The 4,931-nt window shown below is 71.0% G+C and carries 5 protein-coding genes; all 5 read right to left on the bottom strand.

The annotated features are described in order from the left end of the window. The coding region (locus ACFQ4O_RS15135; protein WP_378776787.1) for a 5'-3' exonuclease at positions 1 to 994 on the bottom strand (994 nt) is incomplete at its 3' end. 183 nt (positions 995 to 1,177) lie between these two features. Continuing rightward, complete coding sequence (locus ACFQ4O_RS15130; protein ID WP_378776785.1) at positions 1,178 to 1,564, bottom strand: c-type cytochrome; 387 nt, start codon at positions 1,562 to 1,564, stop codon at positions 1,178 to 1,180. Between the two features lie 152 nt (positions 1,565 to 1,716). After that, a complete protein-coding gene (locus ACFQ4O_RS15125; RefSeq protein WP_378776783.1) occupies positions 1,717 to 2,766 on the bottom strand; it encodes an acyltransferase family protein in 1,050 nt (349 codons plus the stop codon). Between the two features lie 103 nt (positions 2,767 to 2,869). Continuing rightward, positions 2,870 to 3,511, bottom strand: coding sequence for a response regulator transcription factor (locus tag ACFQ4O_RS15120; protein WP_378776781.1), 642 nt, complete (start codon positions 3,509 to 3,511; stop codon positions 2,870 to 2,872). After that, on the bottom strand, positions 3,508 to 4,931 hold a 1,424-nt coding region (locus ACFQ4O_RS15115; RefSeq protein ID WP_378776779.1), incomplete at its 5' end, for a histidine kinase. The genes ACFQ4O_RS15115 and ACFQ4O_RS15120, both read right to left, overlap by 4 nt.

Raw genomic sequence — 4,931 nt, 5'->3', positions numbered from 1 at the left:
CGGGGGCGTTCGCGTCCGGGCCTGCGGCCTGCGCGGCGTCGACGCCCGCGGCGCGCTTGGCGGACATCATGTCCGCGTCCGGGGTCACGGCCGCCGCGTCGACGCCGGTGGCGTCCGCCACGCGGCGGGTGAGGGTCGAAAACTCCATCGCCTTGAGGAAGGCCACCAGCCGGGCCGGGTTCGGGGCCTCCACCGCGAGATCGCCGAGCGGCGTGTCCAGCGGCACGTTCCGGTCGAGCGTGACCAGCGTCTTCGACAGCCGCGCCAGATCGGCGCTGGCGAGCAGGTTCTCGCGCCGCTTGGGCTGCTTGATCTCGGAGGCGTGGGCGAGCAGCGTCTCGAGGTCGCCGTACTCGGCCAGAAGCTGGGCCGCGGTCTTGGCGCCGATCCCCGGCACGCCGGGAATGTTGTCCACCGAGTCGCCGGTCAGGGCCTGCAGGTCGATCATCTTGTCCGGGCCGACGCCGAACTTCTCGAACACCTCGTCCGGGCCGATCCGCTTGTCCTTCACCGGATCGAGCATGACCACGCCGCCGCCGATGAGCTGGAACAGGTCCTTGTCCGAGCCGACGATGGTGACCTCGGCCCCCGCCTCCGCCGCAAGCCGGGCGTAGGTGGCGATCAGGTCGTCCGCCTCGTAGCCGCCCTGCTCCAGCGCCGGGATGGAGAAGGCGCGGGTGGCGGTGCGGATCAGCGGGAACTGCGGGATCAGGTCCTCGGGCGGCTCGGACCGGTTGGCCTTGTAGTCGGCGTAGAGGTCCTTGCGGAACGTGGTCTCGGACTTGTCGAACACCACCGCGAGATGGGTGGGATCGACCCAGCCGGCGTCGCGCAGCAGCTTCCACAGCATGTTGCAGAAGCCGGACACCGCGCCCACCGGCAGCCCGTCGGACGGGCGCGTCAGGGGCGGCAGCGCGTGAAAGGCGCGGAAGATGTAGGAGGAGCCGTCCACGAGGACGACGTGGTCGCCTTTGGCGACGTCGCGGCTTGGCATGCGGTCTCGGCCTGGTCCCGGAGGGCGTCGGGCCGGACTATACGGCGCGGGAGCCGGAAGGAAACCCGATCCCGCGGCGACGCGGCCGGGAAGGCCCGACGCCGCGGGAGGAAATCGGAAGGGCCGAAGCCGCGGGGGGTGCGCTCCAGCCCTTCCTGCGACGCCGCCGTCAGGCGGCGACGCTCACTTACCTTCGATCGTGAGGGACTTGCCGGTTTCGGCCGAAAACTCCGTGCTGCCGGGCGTGTAGCCGTTCAGCGAGAGAATGTAGGCCAGCAGCGGATCGAGCTGCTCGTCCTTGAGCGACTTCGGCGCGGTCTGCGGCATGAAGTCGTGGATCCAGGTGCGAACGTCCGCAGCCGTCTGGCCGCCGAAGTGCGACTTGAACTGGTCGCCGACGAGGGCCGGGCCCAGAGCGCCCTTGCCTTCCTTGGCGTGGCAGGTGCGGCAGTGCGTGTTGTACTCGGACAGGCCCTTCTTGACCTGCGCCTCGGTGAACGGACCTTCCGCGGCGAAGGCCGGCGAGGCGAACAGCGCGGCTCCGACGACGAGGCCTGCAAAAGCCCTCATAACGTACTCCCTATCTCTCGAACGTGTCGCTCACGTTTGCGATAGGTCGTACATACCAAGGGACGGCGGCCCCAATGTGAACTTTTTCTAGTTACAAAGCCCATCTGCGTCGAGCTGTCGCGGTTGGGCATATCGCCCAAGCGCGAATGTGCTCATTCCGCAGGCTGCGCGCGCCTATCGCTCCTGGGCCGGTCGATGTGGAAGGCGGCCGGCCGCTCAAATAGGAACCGGCCCCATCCGGTGCGCCGGACCAGCCATTCCAGCGCCAGCGGCGCCGTCACGGCGACCACCGTCACGATGACGGAGATCCAGCCGATGTCGGGAATCACGCCGAGCTTGAGCAGGAGGGTGCGGGTGGCGGCCATGGGCAGGAAGAAGGCGAGATAGACCGCGATCGACCGCTCGCCGGCGTAGCGCAGCGGCTCGCCCGCCACGGTGCCGGTGAGGAGCGCGGCGAGCGTCACCACCGCTGCGGCGCCGACCAGGCCGAGCGCCAGGCTGATGACCGGCAGTTCGGACACGCCGCCGAACACCGCGGCGCCGTTGACGAGCGCCCAGACGACGAGCCCTACGACCGCCAGTCCCGCATGGGCGCGGGCCTTCTCCGCCAGCGCGAAGATGTAGGGCGCGCCGTACCAGCCGAGCAGCACGTAGACGAGGCGGGCGCAGAACTCGTCGGGGATGGTCCAGCCGGTGTGGATCGGCGCGATCTCCAGCGCCGCCGCGAAGCCCAGCACCAGCGCCGGCGGAACCCGGCGCACCAGCTTCGCGAACACGAAGAAGATCGGCAGGATGTAGATGAACCAGAGCGTGCCGAACGGCTCCACCAGCGCCAGAAGGAACTGTTCGCCCACGGCGCCGGGGCCGTCGGACAGCGCCAGCCCCGGCCATTTGAACGCGCCCTGGATCAGCAGCCACAGCACATAGAAGTAGAGGAAGTGCACGGCCTTGCGGTCGAGATAGGTCCGCCAGTCGCGGTCGATGACGAGCGCCAGGAACAGCCCTGAGATCAGGAAGAAGTCCGGCATGCGGAACGGGCGCGCGAAGGCGACCACATAGGTCATGAAGCCGGTTTCGCCCGCCGCCTTCTCGACGCCGAGCACCGAATGCATCATCACCACCATGACGATGCAGAAGCCCTTGGCCACGTCGACCCAGTCGACGCGGGGGCGGGCGGCGGTGAATGCGGGGCTGTGGCTCATGGCGGTCCGGCTCCGGCGGAGATCTTCCGCCAGTGTGCTCTCAAAACCGGTTCAGAAACGTGAAAGACCGCCGGAGAAATCGCCGGTCGGGCGCAAGATTGTCTTAAACGCCGTCGCTCAGTCCCGCCCCGCTCAGCACCGCCTTGCGCACCAGATCCTGCAGCGTGCTGACGCGCAGCTTCTCCTTCAGGCTGGAGCAGGTGTTGGCGACCGTCTTGTAGCTCACGCCGAGCCCGTCCGCGATCTGGGCGTAGGACTTGCCCTCGCCGAGCAGCGCCAGCGTCTGCAGCTCGCGCGCGGTGAGGTCGCTGCGCTCGCGCCGCTGGCGGGAGCCAAGCAGCGCCACCTGCACCGCCATGTCGTGCGCGATGTAGGGCTGGTTGCGCCGCACCTTCTCGATCGCCTCGAGGAAGGTCTTCGGCCCGGTGTCCTTGGCGAGGAAGCCGGTGGCGCCGGCTTTCAGCGCGCGGCTCGCGATCACCGGGTCGCCGTGCATGGAGAACACGAGGATCGGCGTGCCGCCGTCGCGCACCCGCAGGCGCTTGATCAGCGACAGGCCGGCGAGGCCCGCGCCGCGGATGGCGAGATCGACGATGATCAGGTCGGGCTTGGCCCGGCGGTAGATCTGGAAGCCGGACAGGGCGGTGCCCGCCTCCAGCACCTGATCGAAGCCGGCGTCCAGCAGCACCCGGCGGCACCCCTCCAGCACGATGGGGTGGTCGTCGATGATCAGGGCGGAGGTCATTCGGGTCGGGCTCCGGGATCGGGCGCGCGGTCGAGCGGGGCGAGCGCGTCCAGGGTCGCGCCGCGGCCCGGCGCGCCGTTCAGGGATAAGCGTCCGCCGAGCGCCTGGAGACGCTCGCTGAGGCCGATGAGGCCGAGGCCGGGCGGCGTGGTTTCAGTTGCGAGGCCGTCGCCGTCGTCGCGCACGCGGATCAGCAGCGCCGGGCCGCCGTCGTCGTCGCGGGCGGGCGCCACCGTCACGTCGATGCGCTGGGCGCGGCCATGGCGCAGGGCGTTGGTCACGCCCTCCTGCACGCAGCGATAGGCGGTGAGGTCCACGGCCTCGCCGTAGCCGTCCTCGATGTCGGACGCCTCCAGCGCGAAGCGGCGGTCGGGATGGTGGCGCTCGAAGTCGGTGATCAGGCCGGCGAGCACGTCCGCGAGCGGCGCCTCGCCGAGCGCGATCGGCCGCAGCCGCCGCAGCAGGCGACGGTTGGCGTCGGACAGCCGGGCCGAGATTTCGGTCACGGCGCGCAGCCGCTCCGGCGCGGTGGCGGGCAGGACGCCCGCGGGCGCGCGGCCGATGTCGCGTTCGAGCGAGCCCAGATTGGCCCGCAGGCCGAACAGGCAGGGGCCGAGCTCGTCGTGCAGGTCGGCGGCGATCTGGCGGCGCTCGTCGTCCTGCAGCGTCACCATGCGGCGCGACAGCCGTCGGTTGGTGGCCTGCTCCGCGGCGAGCGCCCCGGCGAGCGCGTTGAAGCGCTCCGCCAGCACCGCGAGCTCCGCGCTCGCCGGCACCGGCAGGCGGCGGTCGAGCCGGCGCCGCTCCAGATCCGACAGTCCGCCGGCCAGCGCCCGCAGCGGCGCGAGCACCCGGCCGAGCGCCACCGAGAAGGCGGCGAGCGCGATCGCGTTCAGCGTCACGAACAGCGCGGCGAGGGAGACCAGATCCTCCCACACCTCCTGCACCTCGTCGGAGGCCTCGCCGTGGATCACCACCTGGCCCGCCGTCTCGCCGTTGATGGCGACCGGGATCACGCGGCGTTCGGGCGCGGAGGCGATCAGCGATTCGAACCAGCGCGGCGCGTCGCCCTCTCGAACGCCCGCCGGGCGCTGGGGCTCCTGCGCGTCGATCTCGCGCCCGGCGGCGTCCAGCACCACCACGCGCACATGGCGCACGCCCGTGAGCCCGAGCTTCACGTCCTCCATGGACCGGAGCCGGCCCACGTCGCGCTGCATGCGCATCAGCGTCTCGCGCACGAAGGGCTCCGCGATCTCCAGCGACGACGCGATCTCCACCCGCGTGGCCTCGCGCGCGTTGAGCACGGTCACCACGGCGGCCGCGAGGCAGCAGGCGATGTCGATCGCGGCCACGATCGCGAGGATGCGCAGGCGCAGCGAGCGCGCCGGGCGCAGGGCGGGCGCGTCGCCGGCCCGCGCGG

Origin of the sequence: Methylopila musalis, from assembly GCF_042679725.1 — a bacterium.
Taxonomy (GTDB): Bacteria; Pseudomonadota; Alphaproteobacteria; order Rhizobiales; family Methylopilaceae; genus Methylopila; species Methylopila musalis.
This window is presented reverse-complemented; position numbering and strand designations above follow the sequence as displayed.

Coding starts and splice junctions, on each gene's coding strand:
- ACFQ4O_RS15120 (WP_378776781.1), bottom strand. CDS start 3,511: ATGACCTCCGCCCTGATCATCGACGACCACCCCATCGTGCTGGAGGGG.
- ACFQ4O_RS15125 (WP_378776783.1), bottom strand. CDS start 2,766: ATGAGCCACAGCCCCGCATTCACCGCCGCCCGCCCCCGCGTCGACTGG.
- ACFQ4O_RS15130 (WP_378776785.1), bottom strand. CDS start 1,564: ATGAGGGCTTTTGCAGGCCTCGTCGTCGGAGCCGCGCTGTTCGCCTCG.